Below are 17,064 nucleotides of genomic sequence, written 5' to 3'. Positions count from 1 at the left end.
GCACTGCACGACACCGACACCGTCACCTGCGTCGAAACCGACACGACACCGCAACGCCACCACCCAACTCCCCTCAGTGACCGGAGACTTCCATGTCCACCGTATCCCCGTCCTGGAACCACACCTTGCGTCTTCCCCTCGATCCCCGCTCACCCGGCGTCGCCCGAGCCACCCTCCGCGCCGCTCTCGACGCGTACGGCCTCACTGGACTCGCCCCCATCGCCGAACTGCTGACATCCGAGCTGGCGACCAACGCGGTCCGGGCGAATACGACGGACGGCCGGGACATCGGGGTGGGGTTCGAGCTGAGCGGGGCCGGGCTGCGGCTTGAGGTGGCCGACTCGGGGGACGGGAAACCGGAGTTGAGGTGCGCCGGGGACGACGAGGTGTGCGGTCGAGGGCTCGCCCTGGTCGAGGCGTTGGCCGACGACTGGGGCGTGGCGTCGCGTGACGGGGTCGGCAAGGTCGTATGGGCGTCGTTGGCGATGTCGCAGCGCGCGGGCCGCCCCTCGATGCTTCGACCATGCTCCGCTGAGGGACGTACCCGGCCCGGTAGCGGTACGGCCCGCGACGATCAGTGATCAACGTCGCGGGCCACCGGCATGGAGGGCGCTACCCTCGGACTAATCGGACTAATTCGTGAAGATGAAGTACTTCCAGGCGCCGTACGTCGTGGTGTTGACGTTGTCGCCGGAGCTCGAGTCGCGGTACTCGGAGCGGAAGCGGAAGCGGATGTTCGTGGTCGGGGTGCCGGTGAGGGTGACGTCGGACCTGCCGGCCGTGCCGAGGGGGAAGTACTCGGAGCCGGCGTCACGCCAGGCGCCCTGGTAGTAGGCCTGGAGCTGGAGGCGCTGCTTACGGCCCTCGTGGTACGTCATCGTGGTCTTGAGGACCGGGTCCTTGGACTTGCGGAGGTAGTGGTACTTCTGGCCCCAGGCCGACTGGGTCTTGTAGTGACCGGCGATCGACGAGGAGATCCTGACCTTGGTGTAGACGGTGTTGGTGACCGTCTTCGCCTTGTAGCGCGCGTCGCCCGCGAACTTCACCGACAGCTTGGTGTCGCGCTTGAGGTCCACGGTGACCGACAGGTTCCCCTTCGAGTTCACCGTCCCCGACTTCACCAGCTTGTTCGGCCTGTCGGAGCCGTACGGGTCGGCCCAGATCTCGACCTTGCGGTTCTTGTAGGTCGTGCCGAGGTGCGCGGTGAACTTCACGTCCGCGCCGTACGCGTACGTCTTGCGGTTCTTGTCCAGCGACAGCGTGGCCGTCGCCCGCGAGACCTCGACGGAGTCGGAGGCGGACGTGGCGGTGTGGTCCGCGTCGCCCGCGTACGACACCTTGTACGTGACCTTGCCGCCGGCCGGCGGGGTGTCCGTGAAGGAGAACTTGCCGCCCGCGCCCAGCGCCTTGGTGCCGAGGGACTTGCCCTTGGGGGAGTCCAGGTCGGTGCGGGTGACGGTGACCGGGGTGCCGGCGGGCAGGCCCAGGTTCGAGGTGAGCTTGCCGGAGACGGTGAGCGGCTTGGCGCGGGTGGCGGTCGCCGGGGCCTTGACGGTCAGGGTGCCGACGTACTTGCGGGGCTCGTCGAGCGCATGGAACCTGGTGGAGTCCCCGGACTCGGTCAGCACGAACAGCTTCTCGCCGTCGCCCGACCAGCTGAGCGAGTGCCCGAAGAACGGCATCCACGAGTGAGAAAGGTTGCGGACGCTGGCGGGCTTGTCCGCGCCGCCGGTGAAGACGTAGGTGTCACCGATGTCGCCGGTATCGATGACGGTCGCCGCGACCGTGCCGTCCGGAGCGACACTGACAGCCTGAGGGTCGTCGGGGAGGGGGTAGGTGCGCACCTCGGCCAGGTCGGAGAGCCGGTACTCGGTGAGCGCCCGGTTGCCGGGCCCCGCTACGACGACCGACTGGCCGTCCGGGGTGAGGGCGGCGTCCTCGTTCTGGCCGTCCTTTTCGGAGGACACGCGGATCGCCGGGGTACCGGAGGAAATGTCGTAGACGACGATCGGGGCGGAGCTGATGTGCCCGTCGATGGCCACCAGCGTGCCCGGGTTGTCGGGGTCGGCGAAGAGCATGGGCTGGCCGGCCCAGTCGTGGCCGGCCGCCAGGTTGAGCGTCACCGTCGGCGCCTCGGCTGTCAGGTCGATGGCGCCGAGCCCGGAGTCCCACTGCTCGCCGTAGCCGAACCACACCCTGCCCTCGGCATACGCGAGCTCGGCCGGCACGGTGTTCTCGCCCGTCGGGTACTCGGCGTCCTGGGTGAGCTGCGCAGTGTCGAAGGCGACGATCCTGTCGGCGCCCGGGACGGCGGCGTACAGCGTGCCGGAGTCCGGGCTCAGGTCGAGATCCTTGACCTGGGACAGACCGGTGAAGACGGTCACGACCTTGCCCGTGTAGTCGGTGACGACGATCTGATTTCGGGAGCTGTCGCTGAAGAAGACGCGCTGGTGAACACCGTCCACGACTGTGTCAGCCGCCTCTGACACCGCGATGGGCGTGCGGGTGTCGGCGAACGCCGCCGGTGCGACGCTGAGCGCGGCCGAGCTGAAGAGGACTGCCAGTGCGGTGGCAGCCGGAAGAGTGCGGATACGCACGTGTTTCGAACCCCCCGGAACGAAAGAAATGGGCGCGTCTTCGCGCGGGGCCGGTGTGTTCGACCTGTGCGGCGCGTGTGACGCGTGTGCGAAGACTAAGTCATGCCACTGACAAGAGGGTCACAGGGGGCGGTGGGGAACTCAATGGATTTACGTGACGGGCGCTCACAGGACTCCTGGTCCAAGGTCGCGCAGTGCGTACGGCGAAGGCGACGGGCGGTACCGGGCCGTCTTCGAGAAGGCCGGTACCGCCCGTCGCCGTTTCACGCGGCAGCGGCGGAGGTGCGCGTCGGCACGGTCCCGTGCCCCCGTCGGGGCCCGGGCGTCAGAGCTGGTCGTACGTGGGGCTGAAGGAGATGCCGGACGGCTTGGCCCTGCTCATCGTGGTCCAGAAACGGTCGCCCTTGTCCTGGATCGGGAAGTTGGCGCTGTCCCAGTCGCTGTTCTTCAGCGCGTTGTAGGCGTTCCAGTTGCTGCTCTTGAGCTTGTCCAGGGCGACGAGGGCCGGCCGGTCCCAGCCGCCGTCGCCCCAGGCTTCGGCGGTCTCGCCCGACTTGGCGAAGCGGAAGGCGTGGGTGGTGGCGCCGTCCAGGTGGTAGACGATCTTGGCGCGGTTGCCGGAGCGCTCGATCTGGTTGAACGGTTTGGTGGTGAAGTTGCCGTGGGCGGAGGCGGACACGTACGAGGGCGCCTCCTGCCCGCGCCGCTGCCACACCACGACGGCTTCCCAGTCGTGACGGTGGTCGGCGATGGGGCCCTGGTCCTTCTCGAAGTAGAGGGCGTAGACGTATGCACACCAGGTGGGGTCGCACGCGGTACGGACGTAGGTGTTGGCCCGGCCCAGGTACCGGCAGTCGCCGCCGGGGTCGCCGACCGTCTGCAGGCCGCCGTTGAGCCAGCCGCTCGGGTCGACGGCGGAGGAGGGGTAGCAGCCGTCGTGGTCGTAGTCGAAGAACGGCTGGTACTTGTCCTGGTAGGCGGAGGCCTGCCAGGGCAGCGGGGCCGGGGCCGCGGCGGACGCGCTGCCCGCCAGGCCGACGGTCAGCGCGAGGGCGCTGCCCGCGACGACCGCGGCCCGGCCGAGGCGGCCGAGACGGCCGAGGCCGGCGGTACGGGACGATCTGTCGCGGGGGGCTCTATGGAACATCAGCGGTTCTCCACCTGTCACTTGTGTCGTTTGTTCCGGCGTTCGGGGTGACGAACGCCGTCCGGTGGCCCGGCTCGGCGGGGACAGGCTGACAAGCGGAACATCAATTCCGGAAGGGGGAGAAACGTTTGTTCGCCGACGTGTCGGACAGCCTTCATCAGGGCCGCATTCCGGACGTTCGAGGTTCATCTCCGTTGCGGACGGGCCTGCAGCGCATGAACGGGCTCCGTACGCGGGTGTTCGGCCCGCCGGCCCTTTCGGCCCGCCGGAACCGCGGCGCGAACGAGCTGCAGATTCCGGCCAAGTGGGACGTCACGCGGCGCCGTGGTCCGCGAGCCGGACGAGCCGCGTGCGCGTGACCTCAGGCGCGTTCGCCGAGATCACGTCCAGACTCCATAAAGGATTCGGCGGCATTGATCACCCCGCGTGATGGAGGAGCGTTATGGGCACCAGCCAAAAGCTGACGGCGGCTCGGTGGCGTAGGTCCTCGTACAGCGGCGGCACCGGCGGCGAATGGGTCGAAGTCGCCCCTCTGGCCCCCCGCATAGCCCTTCGCGACTCCAAGAACCCGAAAGCCGGCGTCTTCACGGTCACCCAGGAGGCGGTCGCGGCGTTGGTCGGCTCGCTCTGACCGGCGAGGGCGCCGCCCCGTACTTCGACGACGAGGGAGACGACGAGACGGTGGGCGAGACAGCCGACGAGACACTCGATGAGTGACCGGACCGATCGAGGGCATCGGCAGGCCCCCTCCCCGCCGCCGACAAACTGACGGCATCCGGGGTCTCCGTCGTCCTCGTCCCGGACTGCGGCCACAACGTCATGCCGGACAATCCGGCGGCCTTCGTACGCGCGGTCGCCGAAGTGCTGGCTCAGTGACCCGCACAGAAACGTAACAGCACACTCGTTCGAGTGAATGGCTCCGGATTCCTCGTGCGGGCCTCCGGCCTACGCTGAGAGGGTCGTGCTGAGCGAACGGAGGTCCGTCATGCCGACGGCGGAGCCGATCATCATGCCGGGGTACCAGGGCGAGTACATTTACGGTCCCTATGACGACCCTGACGGCGAGTACGAGGAGCCCTTGCGTATGGGCGGCGTAAGCGTGGAGCAGGCCTTCGAGTTGTTCAGTGCGGCAGCCCCCGAGGGCTGGCGCGTGGAGCTGATCGAAGGGGAGATCTGCGTGACACCTCCGGCCAACGGGGAGCACGAGGAGATTGTGTCGGAGGTCGCTGACCAGGTCACCGAGCGGCGCGGCGACCGGGCCCTGCGCAACTACACCGGCATCGGCCTGACCGTCCCCGGCTCCTCCGCGACAGGTCACGTCGTCCCTGACCTGGTCATCGCCCCCAAGGGCAGCTTCGGCGACCAGGAGGAGTGGCACGACCCGTCCTCCGTTCTCCTCGTCGTCGAGGTCACCTCGGACAGCACGGCCACCCACGACCGTGCGAAGAAGATCCGTGGCTACGCCCGGGCGGGTATCCCCGTCTACCTCCTCATCGACCGGGAGGAGGGGCAGGTGACCGTGTACTCGGAGCCGTCCGGCGACGAGTACGCCAAGGGTGCTCAGCACAAGATGGGGCTGGCCGTGCCCCTGCCCGCGCCTCTCGGCTTCGAGTTGGACACTGCCGAGTTCTGAGCGGAGAGAAGGGGCCCGGCGTCAGCGCGGGAAGACGTTGGCCGCGGTCGTCAGGGCGGTGACGGCGAGGAGTGCGGCGGCGACGGAGCGGGCGTGGCGGGTGACCAGGTCTCGGATCACGGGGACCTCCCAGCGGCAGCGACGGCGGCTGCGGCGGCGACTACGTGGTTGATCGGGTGACTTAAGCGTGCTTAACGTGTCGCTTAACGTAAGGCTTTGACCTGCCAACGGCAAGAGGATGTTGGGGAGTTGGGGTAAAGCGGCCGGTGTAAGCGGGGTTACTGGCATGCTTACGTCATGGCAGGTACGGCCGAGCGTGACGATCCCGAGGTCATCGGGCGCAGAGTGCAGCAACTGCGGACGGAACGGGGCCTCACACAGCGTCAGTTGGCGGAACCGGCGTACACCCCGGCGTACATCTCGACCCTGGAGGCCGGCCGGGTCCGGGCCTCCGAACCGGCCCTGCGGCACATCGCCGAACGGCTCGGCGTGGGATACGAGGAACTGGCCACCGGCCGCCCCGCAGGCTTCGCCACCGAGCTGCGGCTGCGCCTGACCGGCGCCCAGCGCACCCTCGCCAGCGGCGCCACGGAGGCCGCCGCCGAGGGGTTCACGGTCGTCCTCGCGGAGGCGGAGGAGTACGGGCTGGCCGCCGAGCAGGCCGACGCGCTGCTCGGCCTCGGTGAATGCGCCCTGGAGACCGGGGACCTGGAGACCGCCCAGCTGCGGTTCGAGCAGGCCGAGCAGCGGCTCGGCGACGCCCCGCTGCCGGCCCGCGTCCCCGCCCTGCGCGGCCGCGCGACCGCCCACTACCTCGCCGGTGAACTCCGCTACTCCTGCTACCTGTACGAGTCCACGCTGGACGAGCTGAACCGCAACGGGATGCACGACCCCGACGCGTTGCTCCTCCTCTACACGGGGGTCATCGCCCCCTACATGGACATGGGCGCCCACGCCCGCGCCGCGCAGGCCGCCGAGCTGGCCCTCGCCCTCGCCCCGCGGTCCGGCGACCCGGCCCTTGTCGCCCGTATGCACCGCTCGGTCGCCCGGACGATGATCGCCGAGGGGCGGATCGCCGAGGCCGACGCGTCGCTCGCCAAGGCCTCCGAGCTCTACCGGCAGCTCCAGATCCGCACCGAACTGGCCAACTGCCACTGGATGCGCGGCTACCTCCACGCCCAGAACGGCGACTACGCCCGCGCCGAGGAAGAGCTGCGGGAGGCCCGCCGCATGCTCTCCGCCAAGCGCGCCGCCCTCTACACCAGCCAGGTCGCCGTCGAACTCGCCGACGTCCTGCACCGGCGCGGCAAGTCCGAGGAGGCCGCCGAACTGCTCCGCGAGGTCCTCAGCGACCTCAGCTCCGAACGCGGCGCCCTGCACTCCGCCGCCGCCCACCGCCTCCTCGGCATCATCGCCGAGGACGCCCGGGACACGGACGCCGCAGAGGAGCACTACGTACGGGCGCTGAGCCTGCTGGAACGCGCGGGCGCCGCCGGCGACCTGGCCGACCTGTGCCGTCTGCTGGGCGACCTGTACCGCCGCACCGGCCGTGTCGAAGCCGCCCTCGACGCCTACCGCACCGGCCTCGGACACCGCACCGCCCCCGGCACGACCACCCTCGGCCCGGCCCCCGCACAGCCCCCTCTCTGACGATTCAGAGCCGACGCACAGCCCCGCTCCATAGCTTCCTCATGTGGAGACCGCGGAAGAGCACAGGAGCGCCGGAGGCCTTGGGGGGAGGGTCCTCCACGGCGTGCGGCTCGTCGTGCGTGTCCTGCTCTACGCCGTGCCCGGCGGTCTCGCGCTCATCGCCATCGCGACCGTCGCCTCCGTCCTCGGCCCGGTGGTCGCGCTCGACCTCGCCACCCCCGCGATGGCCGCCTGGTGGACCGTCTTCACGGCGGTCGTCGTCCAGGGCGTCCCGTTCCTCCTCCTCGGCACCCTCGTGTCGGCGGCGATCGGCGCCTTCGTACCGGAGCGGGTCTTCAGCCGGCTGCTGCCGCGCAACCCCGCGCTCGCCGTCCCCGTCGCGGGCGTGGCCGGTGTCGTCCTGCCGGGCTGCGAGTGCGCGTCCGTACCGGTGGCCGGGAGCCTGATGCGACGCGGCGTCGCACCCGCCGCCGCCCTCGCCTTCCTCCTCTCCGCCCCCGCGATCAACCCGGTCGTCCTGGTCGCCACCTCCGTCGCCTTCCCCGGCCAGCCGCTGATGGTCCTCGGCCGGCTGGTCGCCTCCCTCGCCACGGCCGTGGTCATGGGCTGGCTGTGGGTCCGGTTCGGGCGGGACGAGTGGCTGCGGCCGCCGAAGCGGAGCACGGCGTCCGCCCCCGGGAACGGCTCCCGCTGGGGTACCTTCGCCGCCGGGCTCCAGCACGACTTCCTGCACGCGGGCGGCTTCCTCGTCGTCGGCGCGGCGGCGGCGGCCACGTTCAACATCGTCGTACCGAGGTCCCTCCTGGACGTCTTCACCGGCTCCGTCTGGCTGTCCGTCCTCCTCCTCGCGGCCCTCGCCGTCGTGTTGTGCGTGTGCAGCGAGGCGGACGCGTTCGTCGCCGCGTCGCTCAGCGGCTTCTCGCCGACCGCGCGGCTGGCGTTCATGGTGGTCGGCCCGATGGTCGACCTGAAACTCATCGCACTCCAGGCGGGGACCTTCGGCCGCGCGTTCGCGGTCCGCTTCTCCGCCGCGACCTGGGTGGTCGCCGTGGCGAGCAGCGCGCTGGTGGGGTGGTGGCTCCTGTGAAGCGCGCCAAGCCGTCGCGGGCGTACGGCCCCGCCGTTCTCCTTCTTCTCTCCGGCGCGGCGATCCTGCGCGTCTCCCTCTTCAGCGAGCTGTACCTGCGGTACGTGCAGCCAGGGCTGCGTCCCTTCCTGATCGTGTCCGGGGTGCTGCTGGTGGTGCTGGGCACGGCCGCGGGGGTGAGGGCCCTGCGCGCCGACGACCACGAGCACGACGAGGGGAACGGGGACGGGCACGGGGACGGGGACGGGGACGGGCATGACCACGACCCTGGCGGCCCCCGGGTTGCCTGGCTGCTCGCCGTGCCCGCGCTCGTGCTCCTCCTCTTCCCGCCCCCGGCGCTCGGCTCGTACAGCGCGGACCGGGAGGCCGCCGAGTACGCGGCGCGGGGCGTCGGGACGTTCCCCGCGCTGCCGGAGGGGGACCCGGTCGAACTGACCCTCGGTGAGTTCTCGTCCCGGGCGACCTACGACAGCAGGCGGTCGCTGAAGGGCCGTACGGTCCGGATGACCGGCTTCGTCACGCACGGGGACGACGGCTCCTGGTACCTCACCCGCCTGCTCGTCTCCTGCTGTGCCGCCGACGCCAGCCCCTACAAGGTCGAGATCCGGGACGCCGACGCCCCGACCGCCGACGCCCCGACCGCCGACGCCTGGGTCACCGTCACCGGCACCTGGCACCCCAAGGGGGAGCTGGGCTCCGAGAAGGCCTGGCCGCCCGTGTTGGACGCCGAGTCGGTGAAGCGGGTGGCCGAGCCGGAGAACCCGTACGAGAAGAGGTGAGACCTCAGGGCATCAGGGGCCGAAGTACGACTCCGCGAGCACCTCGCCGTCGGCGCCGTAGACCGTCACCTCGTGCACGGGGTCTTTGAAATCGAGGGAGCGGGCGAGTTCCTCCGGGACCTGCACGCGGCCGTACCAGACGCCCCAGCTGGTGTTGCCCTTCAGACGCAGGACCGTGCCGTCGATGACGGTGCCGTCATAGGCGGTGATCCTGACGCCGGCGGCCGCGGACCGGACGCCGTAGAAGAGGCCGGAGACGAGGTAGCCGGCCGAGGCCGAGCCCGCCCCCTGCAGGGAGACGCCGGGCTCGGACGTGTCGAGGTTGCCGTCGACGACGCTGCGGAACTCCTCCATCGCGGGCACCCCGGGCTCGGGCTCCGCGTCCTTCCAGTGCTTGCCGTCCGCCGTCAGCCAGAACTCCGTGCCGAACGCGGACTTCACCCGCTCACCCGGCGCGACGACCCGCACCTGCCCGGCGAGCGGCGTGAAAGTCCTGCCGGCCGTCCCGGAGGTCCGGGTCGGCGCCGGCGTGCGCGACGCGTCGGCGCTCGGGCTCGCGTTCGGCGGGGCCATGGGCTGGAGCGTGGAGGAGGGGCCGTCGGGGCGGAGGGCCAGCACCACGACGAGCGGGAGCAGCAGCAACCCGCAGCCCGTGCTCAACGCGGCGGCCCGGCGGCGCCGTCGGCGCCTGCGACCGTCGCGCTCGATCGCCTCCAGCGGTACCGGCGGCGGCGAGAAGTCGTACGCGGCCTCGGCGAACGCCTCCCGCAACAACTGCCCGGTGTCGGCGGCGTACGCGCCACCCGAGCCCGAGCCCGAGCCCGCGTACGCGTCCCTGCCTGCGCCTGCTCCCGAGCCCACGCCCGTTTCCGTGCCCACGCCGGATTCCGCTCCAGCTCCTGTGTCTGTGCCGGTCCCGGAGGTCGGGCCGGTCCCGGAGGTCGGGTGGTTCATGGGCGGGCTCCGGGGACGGGCGAGGGGGGCGCCTGGGTGAACGGGGGCGAGGGAGCGGAGGTGCGGGAGCGGCGGGCCCCGTCCGTGTGGGGGGCGGCGGCGAACGCGGGGTGGGCGCGCAGGGCCTGGAGGCCGCGTCGTACATGGGTCTTGACGGTGCCGAGCGAACAGCCGAGCAACTGGGCTATCTCGTTCTCGCTGAGGTCCTCCCAGAAGCGGAGCACCAGCACGGACCGCTGCCGGGCCGACAGTTCGGCCAACGCCTGGGTGACGGCGGCCCGTTGGGCGATCGACTCGGCGTGCCCGGCGTGCCGCTCGTGCACCCGTTCCGGCAGGAACGGCGTCAGCAGATGGACCACGCGTCTCTTCCGTACGCGGCTGATGTTGTTGTTGACCAGCGAGCGCCGTACGTAGAAGTCGACGTCGTCGCGCGGTATGCGACGCCAGCGGGCGTACACCTTCGTCAGGGTGGTCTGCACGAGATCCTCGGCCTCGTGGAAGTCGCCGGTCAGCATGTGCGCGGTACGCACCAGGCGGGGCCAGGCCGCGGTGGCGTACGCGGCGAAGTCGCCGCCCTCGGGCGGTCCGGGCTGCTCGTGCGGTCCGGGGTTCTCGTGCGGCACGGACGACGGTCCTCGAAGTCGGGAGTGGGGGAGCGTGCCGTGCGGGCGGGGGAGTGGTCAAGTCCCCCGCCCGCACGGTCACTTCGAGCTGCTGATCGCTCTGACCGGCAGGTCAGGTCAGATCAAGTCCGGGCAGGTCAGGTCCGGTCAGATCAAGTCCGGTCAGGTCGGATCAGGGCAGGTCGTATCAGGTATCAGGTCAGCCTCAGCTCGGAGTAGACGCGGCCCTTGGTGTCGTAGACGGTGACCTTGCGGAGGAAGTCCTCCCCGTTGTCGCCCGAGGGCAGGTCGGCGATGGCGTACCAGACGCCCCAGCCCGGCTTCCCGGCCAGCTCGATCAGCTTGCCGCGGACCTTGCCCGTGCTGGTCGCGACCTCGACGCGGGAGGCGGTGCCCTTGCCGCCGTAGTAGAGGCCGGAGAGGTAGTAACGGCCCTCGAAGCCACTCCCCTGGAGGGACACCCCCGGCTGCGTCGGGTCGATGTTGCCGTCGACGACGCTGCGGAACTGCGGGTCGTCGGGCATGTCCGGGTCCGTCCAGTGCTTGCCCTCCGCCGTCAGCCACAGCTCGAAGCCGGGCGCGGCGACGACGTGCTCACCGGGCGCGACGATGCGCGGAGTCGGCGCCTTCCTGGCCGCCGCGGCCACGGCCACGGCCTCCGCCGCCGACGCCGCCACCGTCCTGTCGGTGCCGTGCGCCGTCTCCCCCCGCGAGACGGCGTACGACATCGTCGGCACCCCCGCCAGCACCGTGGTCAGTGCGGCGACGGCGACGTACTTGTGCATCCGTTTCATGGTCATGAACGGACAACCCCCATTGGTGTGTTGGTCTGACACTCCTGGAAACTCACGAGGCGTACGGGACGGATGACACCGCCGGGCGACTTTTTTCGCCTTCTTTTCGCCGCCTTCTCATCTCAGCGCGCTGCCCGCCACCCACCGCTCCCAGCTCAGGTTCCAGTCGCCGTATCCGTTCCCGACGGCCACGGTCTCCTCCGAGCCGGTCACCTTCACCACGTCCCCCGGGATGACCTGGTCGTAGAACCGTTTCGCCGTGCCGTCGTTCGCGAGACCCACGCAGCCGTGGGTGACGTTCTGCCGGCCCGCGTACGTGTTGGCCTTCGCGTTCTCGTGGAGGTAGGTGCCGGAGGCGGTCAGGTGGACGGCGTAGGAGTACCAGTCGGCGTACGAGTCGCCGTAGCCGACCGTGCTGGAGTCCATGAAGACCCGACGCTCCTTGTCGGAGACGACCATCGTGCCGTTCCAGGTCTCCATGCCGGGCGCGCCCGCGGTGACCGGGATGTGCTGCGTCGAGCCGTCCTTCTCCACGGTCATGGTGTGGCGGCGTACGTCGACCGTGGCGATCAGCGAGCGGCCGATGGTGAAGTGGCGGGTGAGGCCCGCGCCGACCTGGACGGTGACCTTCGTACCGGGCTTCCAGTAGGTGCGGGGACGGAAGTCGACGCGCTGCCCGTCGGCGAGGTTCTGGTCCTTGACCCAGCTCCAGGAGCCCTCGGTACCGGCGTCCGTCGTGACCTTCAACCGCCGTTCCACAGCGGCGCGTTCGGCGTCCGCAACCGGGCGGTCGAAGGTGACGGATATCGGCATGCCGACGCCCACGGTCTGCCCGTCGGTGATGTTCACGCGTGCGCCGTCGAAGGCCTTCGGCGGGGTGGGGCTCGGCTTCACGTTCACGGCCTCGGTGCCGGCCCCGCCCCCGGTGCCCGCCTCCGCGCCCGCCTCCGCGTCCGCCCGGGCATGGGTCTCCGGGATCCCGCTCGGCCCCTCGACCCGTACGCCCTCCCCGCCCCCCGCACAGCCCGTGAGCGCGAGCGCGACCGCGCACGCGGCCGTCGCGGCGAGCGCGTGGACGAGGCGTCGGGCCCGCCCCGTTCCCGTGGTCCTGCTCCTCGTGTTCATGGTCTCCCCCAGATGTGTTTCCGCGATGTGTTTCGATGTGCGGCGTACGTACGGGACCTGTACGCACGACGGGGGCGACCGGGTTGCATGGCGATGCACGGGACTTGGGACAACGGCGGGGGCATGACCGAGGAAGAGTTCGACGCGTTCTACGCCACCGCGTTCCCCCGGCTGACCGGCCAGCTCTACGCCTTCACCGGGGACCATGGCGAGGCGCAGGACGTGGTGCAGGAGGCGTTCGTACGGGCCTGGGACCGGCGGCGGGTCTTCCTCGCGGAGGGAGCGCCCGAGGCGTGGATCCGGACCGTGGCGATGCGGCTCGCGGTGAGCCGGTGGCGGCGGGCGCGCCGCTGGCTGGAGCTGGTGCGCCGCGATCCGCCCCCGCAGCACGCGCCGGGACCCGATCCCGAGCGCGCGGCGCTGGTCCAGGCGTTGCGCAGGATTCCGGAGGCACAGCGGATGGCAGTGGTTCTGCACCATCTGTGCGACTTGAGTGTCGAGCAGGTAGCCTCCGAGACCGGTGCCCCCGTAGGCACGGTCAAGGCCCGGCTGTCCCGCGGCCGGGCGGCGCTGGCGCGCGAACTGGCCCCCGGCGAGGGTGCGAAGGAGGACGGCCGTGTCCGATGAACTCACCGTCCGGCTGCGCGAGCTGGCCGGGACCGCCGAGGCCTCGCCGCCGGGGTCCGGCGCCGAGGTCCGCGCCACCGCCGGCCGCCGTCGACGCCGTCGTCGTACGACGGCCGCCGTCGCGGGCGGCTGCGCGGCGGCGGGCCTGGCCGCCGTCCTCACGCTGAACGTCGCCTCCCACGGCACCGAACAGCGCCCGTCCACGGCCGCGACCTCCAGGCCCATTGCGACGGCGGCTCCCGACGTCACCGTGGACCTCTCCCGCCGTGTCCTCACGGTCGCCGGCCGCGAACTGCCCATCTCCGCCGGCACGGTCAGGATGCCCACCCCGACGGGCCTGATGACCGTCACCGTCAAGAGCCGCACCAAGGTCGTCACCGGCCCGACGATCGGCTCCCCCAGTGACGCGTACGACCTGAAGCTGTCCTGGGTCCTGGAACTGTCCCCGATCGAGGCGAGCGCCACGGCGGAGGGGGACGGGGGTGAGGTGGGCGGTGCGGGCAGTACGTCCGAAGCGACCGACGGGACCGGCACGAGCGACGGCACCGAAGTGACCGACGGGGCCGAAGCGAGCGATGGGACCGGCACGAGCGACGACGCGACCGAAGCGACAGAGGGGGCCGAAGCGACAGACGGGGCCGACATGGGCGGCGGGGGGCCGACGCAGAGCCCGGCCCGGAGGGCGGTCTGGATCGCCGCCATCACCCACAACGAGGAGGCCCCCGGCAACTACGACGCCACCACCGGCTGGATCGGCCTGCGCACCACCGACGCGCGGTGGCTGTACGAGCGGCTGTCGCAGGGCGCGGTGGTGGAGATCCGGAGCACGGCACCGACCCCGGCATCGACCCCCACGCCGACTGCCATCACCCCGTCGACGGACGACGGCCCGACCGTTCCGACCGCCCGGCCTGAAAGCCCCGCGCCCGGTTGACCGGGCCGTAGGGGGGGAGCCGTACGGGGGAGTCGCTCACCCGTACGCCCTTGTGCGCTGGTGGAGGGGCCTGAGCGGTGTTGGCGTAGGAGCGGAAACGTCGTGCTCTCGGGAGGCTCCGCCATGCGTCGTCCGTACCGTGTTCTCGCCCGGGTCGTGGCCCTCGGGATGCTCGCGGGGGCGGCGGCCTGCGCCGTGGACGATCCGGGTCACCCGCGCGGCTTCCCCGAGCCCGCCGTCGTCGACGAGACCACGGCATCCGCCTCCCCCACCGCCCCGCCGGCCCACGCCCTCACCGACGCCCGGGCCAGAAGCGCTCTGCTCCGCCAGGACGACCTCGGCGACGCCTGGGCCGGCACCCAGGGCGCGGCGACCTGGCGGGACGGCCTCCTCAAGGGCCGCACCGACCGCCCCGAGTGCCAGGAACTCCTCGACGCGGTGTACGCCGAGGACATCCTCGGCGAGCCCAGGGGCGGTACGGCCGTCACGGGCTTCGACGACTACGAGTACGGCGCCCAGCTGCGCTACCAGGTCGGCGCCTACGACAAGGCCGACGTCGACGCCCGCCTCGGTCGACTCGGCCAACTTGTCGACGAGTGCCGGGAGTTCACCATCACCGGCGCCCAGGGGCGGGAGTACAGCGCCGAGGTCACCCCCGTCGAACTCCCCAACAGCCTGGGCGATGCCCGTCAGGGCCTGCGGCTGATCGTCAGCGGTGACGTCGAGGGCGAGGAGAGCGCCCTCACCCTCGACCTCGCCACCGTACGCGTCGGCGACACCGCCGCCCTCCTCACCCACGGGGGCCTCTACGGCATCGACGACACCGCCACCCGCGACGCCGCCCAGGCCGGCGCCCAACGCCTCCAGAACCTCCTGAAGAAGGAGCAGCAGGAGAAGAAGGAGCAGCAGGAGAAGAAGGAGCAGCAGGAGAAGAAGGAGGGGAAGAAGAAGACCAAGGAGGGGGAGAAGAAGACGCCGCCCGAGGGGAGTTCGCCCGAGGGGAGTTCGCCCGAGGAAGTGTCCCCCGACGAGGTGTCCCCCGACGAAGGAGACGCCTCCGAGGCCTGACGACCGGCTGCCACCGGCACTTCTCCCACTCCCACTCCCCCTACTCCTATGTCTTGGATGTCTTCCCCGAGGTCTCCTTCACCAGCGGAGTGAGAATGGCCCGCAACTCCTTCTCGGTCAACGGGGCCTGGACGGCCCCGGCGATCCTGCCCTCCCGGTCGACGAACAGGGTGAAGGGGAGGAGCTGTGGGTTCACCAGGCCGCGCGGCAGCTTAAGGAACTGCCTGCCGTCCGGGTCGTGCAGGCTCGGGTAGGAGAGGCCGAACTCCCGCTGAAAGGCCAGCGCGTTCTTCTTCTCGGCGTCGGTGCTGACCCCCAGCACCCGCACGCCCTGGTTCTTGAACCTCTGGTATGTGCGCTCCAGAGCGGGCGACTCGGCCCGGCAGGGACCGCACCAGGTGGCCCAGGCGTTCACGACGACGACCTCGCCCCGGTAGTCGGAGAGGCGGGCCGGATCCGCGTCGACCGTACTACCGGAGAAGTCGGGAGCGTCGACGCGCTCGGCCACCGGAACACTCTTGAACGGCTGGGACCGGCCCGACTGCCCCGTGCCCGTGTCGAGGACCAGAGGTTCGCTCGTCGAGCAGCCGGACAGCCCGAGGGCGACCGCGACCGCGCACATGGCCGCTCGTGAGATCGTCCTCGTCGCCGTTCGGTTCGTCGTCATCCGGTCTTCCACTCCCCCGACTCGCGTCGGCGTTCATACGGCTCGGTGTTCGCCCGGCGGCAACAGGTGAACTCATGACGGTGGTCAGTCGCTCGGCGCCGGGCTCGACGGCGTTGTGACGTCCGAGAGGGCAAGGCACTTATTGCTTTGCTCGACGGCTTTCACGACAGGGGAGAGCCCGACCAGGACGGCGTCAGGGGCCGCCCGGCCGACCGTCAGCTGAACCTCGACGCCCGGTTCGCGACCGTATGTGATCAGCAGTTCCCGGCTGTCGCCACCCTTGCTCGTGCGCCACACCCAGTCGACCCCGTTGACCTCGGCACATGCTTCACCAGTCGCTTCGAGCCTGGGGAAGCCACAGCGCGCGACAACGGCACCGTCACCCCACACCGCGGCGCCCTTGGTGCCGGTGTCCGCTCGGTCCAGGCCGGCCAGACGGTCGGGATAGCGCTCGCTGATCCGGGTGCAGGCGGGGTCGTCGGCCATGGGCGCGGCGGCGAAGCTGAAGGAGGGTTCGCTGAGCATGCGCACGGTGACCAGGGCGACAAGCGCGATGGCACCGATGGCCAGGCCGGCGATTCGGGTGCTGCGGGGCATCATCCGATCGTACGGGGTGCGCGTGTCCGCCCTCCGAGGGAGTGACCCCACGCCGGGGCGCAGGACACCTCTGCGGGAGCGGGGTCTCGCCAGACCCTGCTCGCGTTGCCCCTTGGGGCAGTGCCCGAAGTGCCAATACCTCTGCTACTTCGGGAAATCTAGGCTCCTAGCGATCCGAACAGGTGAATGCGAAGGGGATGTGGTCCTGGTGGCGAACGGGGTGAAGGGCATGGTGCTCGCGGGTCTCGCGGGTGTGCTGCTGGCCGGTGGTGCGATACCCGCGTCGGCGGCGTCCGTCGGGGCGCAGGACACCGTTCCGAAGGGCTACGGCAACGTGCGCCTGGAGAAGGTGTGGGGCAAGAGCGGCATGTGCCTGTCGATGGACAACGCCAAGGCCAGCGGGGCAGTGCTGAAGCTGCGCGGTTGTGCGAAGAAGGCGACCACGCAGCGGTGGGACCTTGTGTGGATCAACGACAACAAGCCGAGCCAGACCCGTCTGTTCGTCATCAAGAACAAGCACTCGAAGAAGTGCCTGTCCGTGTCGTCCGCCAAGACGAACACGCTGGTGAAGCAGAGTGGTTGCAACACCAAGTCCCAGGGCCAGCGATGGGCCCTGGGCGGGAGCAAGATTATTAACAAGCTCGCGAACAAGGTGATCACCGCAGGTAGCGACAAGTCCGGCACGAAGATCACGATCACGCCGTCCGGCAGCTCGACCAAGGTGCGTGCGAAGCAGGAGTGGGGTCTGTCCTGACGCTGTCAGCCGAGAATGCCCGGGTGCC

General features: G+C 70.6%; 18 protein-coding genes. 10 read left to right on the top strand and 8 right to left on the bottom strand.

The window, feature by feature from the left end; genetic code table 11:
- The first annotated feature begins 92 nt into the window (after nt 1-92).
- Nucleotides 93-581: an ATP-binding protein gene (locus ACFU53_RS24215; protein ID WP_383996035.1), complete on the top strand. Its 489-nt coding sequence runs from the start codon at nt 93-95 to the stop codon at nt 579-581.
- Between the two features lie 51 nt (nt 582-632).
- Here the strand turns inward: ACFU53_RS24215 and ACFU53_RS24210 are convergent, their stop codons facing one another.
- On the bottom strand, nt 633-2,597 hold the full coding sequence (locus ACFU53_RS24210; RefSeq protein ID WP_383996032.1) for an Ig-like domain repeat protein: 1,965 nt from the start codon (nt 2,595-2,597) through the stop codon (nt 633-635).
- Between the two features lie 325 nt (nt 2,598-2,922).
- Nucleotides 2,923-3,744 (bottom strand): NPP1 family protein, encoded by an 822-nt coding sequence (locus tag ACFU53_RS24205; protein ID WP_383996029.1) that lies wholly within the window; start codon nt 3,742-3,744, stop codon nt 2,923-2,925.
- A 442-nt stretch (nt 3,745-4,186) separates the two neighbouring features.
- Between ACFU53_RS24205 and ACFU53_RS24200 the strand changes: the two genes are divergently transcribed.
- From ACFU53_RS24200 to ACFU53_RS24180, 5 genes are all read left to right on the top strand, one after another.
- The gene (locus ACFU53_RS24200) at nt 4,187-4,375 is read left to right on the top strand and encodes a DUF397 domain-containing protein (protein WP_383996026.1); all 189 of its coding nucleotides are present in this window, start codon (nt 4,187-4,189) and stop codon (nt 4,373-4,375) included.
- 453 nt (nt 4,376-4,828) lie between these two features.
- Nucleotides 4,829-5,377 carry a Uma2 family endonuclease gene (locus ACFU53_RS24195; protein ID WP_383996092.1) on the top strand — a complete coding sequence of 183 codons (549 nt, stop codon included), beginning with the start codon at nt 4,829-4,831 and terminating at the stop codon, nt 5,375-5,377.
- Between the two features lie 297 nt (nt 5,378-5,674).
- Entirely contained in the window at nt 5,675-7,027 is a 1,353-nt protein-coding gene (locus ACFU53_RS24190; RefSeq protein ID WP_383996023.1) for a tetratricopeptide repeat protein, read from the top strand.
- Nucleotides 7,028-7,130: 103 nt separating this feature from the next.
- Nucleotides 7,131-8,114, top strand: coding sequence for a permease (locus tag ACFU53_RS24185; RefSeq protein ID WP_383996020.1), 984 nt, complete (start codon nt 7,131-7,133; stop codon nt 8,112-8,114).
- Nucleotides 8,102-8,893, top strand: a complete 792-nt coding sequence (locus tag ACFU53_RS24180) for a TIGR03943 family putative permease subunit (RefSeq protein ID WP_383996017.1) — start codon at nt 8,102-8,104, stop codon at nt 8,891-8,893. Before ACFU53_RS24185 ends, ACFU53_RS24180 begins: the two co-directional genes overlap by 13 nt.
- A gap of 12 nt (nt 8,894-8,905) precedes the next feature.
- Here the strand turns inward: ACFU53_RS24180 and ACFU53_RS24175 are convergent, their stop codons facing one another.
- From ACFU53_RS24175 to ACFU53_RS24160, 4 genes are all read right to left on the bottom strand, one after another.
- Nucleotides 8,906-9,772 carry a hypothetical protein gene (locus tag ACFU53_RS24175; RefSeq protein ID WP_383996014.1) on the bottom strand — a complete coding sequence of 289 codons (867 nt, stop codon included), beginning with the start codon at nt 9,770-9,772 and terminating at the stop codon, nt 8,906-8,908.
- Nucleotides 9,773-9,843: 71 nt separating this feature from the next.
- A complete protein-coding gene (locus ACFU53_RS24170; RefSeq protein ID WP_383996012.1) occupies nt 9,844-10,470 on the bottom strand; it encodes a SigE family RNA polymerase sigma factor in 627 nt (208 codons plus the stop codon).
- 194 nt (nt 10,471-10,664) lie between these two features.
- Nucleotides 10,665-11,270 (bottom strand): hypothetical protein, encoded by a 606-nt coding sequence (locus ACFU53_RS24165; protein WP_383996009.1) that lies wholly within the window; start codon nt 11,268-11,270, stop codon nt 10,665-10,667.
- A 111-nt stretch (nt 11,271-11,381) separates the two neighbouring features.
- Entirely contained in the window at nt 11,382-12,389 is a 1,008-nt protein-coding gene (locus tag ACFU53_RS24160) for an Ig-like domain-containing protein (RefSeq protein ID WP_383996006.1), read from the bottom strand.
- A 123-nt stretch (nt 12,390-12,512) separates the two neighbouring features.
- Between ACFU53_RS24160 and ACFU53_RS24155 the strand changes: the two genes are divergently transcribed.
- From ACFU53_RS24155 to ACFU53_RS24145, 3 genes are all read left to right on the top strand, one after another.
- Nucleotides 12,513-13,016 carry a SigE family RNA polymerase sigma factor gene (locus ACFU53_RS24155; protein ID WP_383996002.1) on the top strand — a complete coding sequence of 168 codons (504 nt, stop codon included), beginning with the start codon at nt 12,513-12,515 and terminating at the stop codon, nt 13,014-13,016.
- Entirely contained in the window at nt 13,006-13,950 is a 945-nt protein-coding gene (locus ACFU53_RS24150; RefSeq protein WP_383996000.1) for a L,D-transpeptidase family protein, read from the top strand. The genes ACFU53_RS24155 and ACFU53_RS24150 overlap by 11 nt, the downstream gene beginning before the upstream one ends.
- A gap of 123 nt (nt 13,951-14,073) precedes the next feature.
- Nucleotides 14,074-15,018, top strand: coding sequence for a hypothetical protein (locus ACFU53_RS24145; RefSeq protein WP_383995997.1), 945 nt, complete (start codon nt 14,074-14,076; stop codon nt 15,016-15,018).
- Between the two features lie 46 nt (nt 15,019-15,064).
- Here ACFU53_RS24145 and ACFU53_RS24140 read toward each other — a convergent pair whose 3' ends face one another.
- A complete protein-coding gene (locus ACFU53_RS24140; protein ID WP_383995994.1) occupies nt 15,065-15,685 on the bottom strand; it encodes a TlpA family protein disulfide reductase in 621 nt (206 codons plus the stop codon).
- A gap of 84 nt (nt 15,686-15,769) precedes the next feature.
- On the bottom strand, nt 15,770-16,282 hold the full coding sequence (locus tag ACFU53_RS24135; protein WP_383995991.1) for a DUF3515 family protein: 513 nt from the start codon (nt 16,280-16,282) through the stop codon (nt 15,770-15,772).
- Between the two features lie 208 nt (nt 16,283-16,490).
- Between ACFU53_RS24135 and ACFU53_RS24130 the strand changes: the two genes are divergently transcribed.
- Nucleotides 16,491-17,036 (top strand): RICIN domain-containing protein, encoded by a 546-nt coding sequence (locus ACFU53_RS24130; RefSeq protein WP_383995988.1) that lies wholly within the window; start codon nt 16,491-16,493, stop codon nt 17,034-17,036.
- Nucleotides 17,037-17,064 lie beyond the last annotated feature (28 nt).

It is taken from the genome of Streptomyces sp. NPDC057474, assembly GCF_042802555.1.
Classification (GTDB): domain Bacteria; phylum Actinomycetota; class Actinomycetes; order Streptomycetales; family Streptomycetaceae; genus Streptomyces.
Note: the sequence above shows the minus strand (reverse complement) of the source record. Positions and strands in the feature narration are given on the sequence as shown.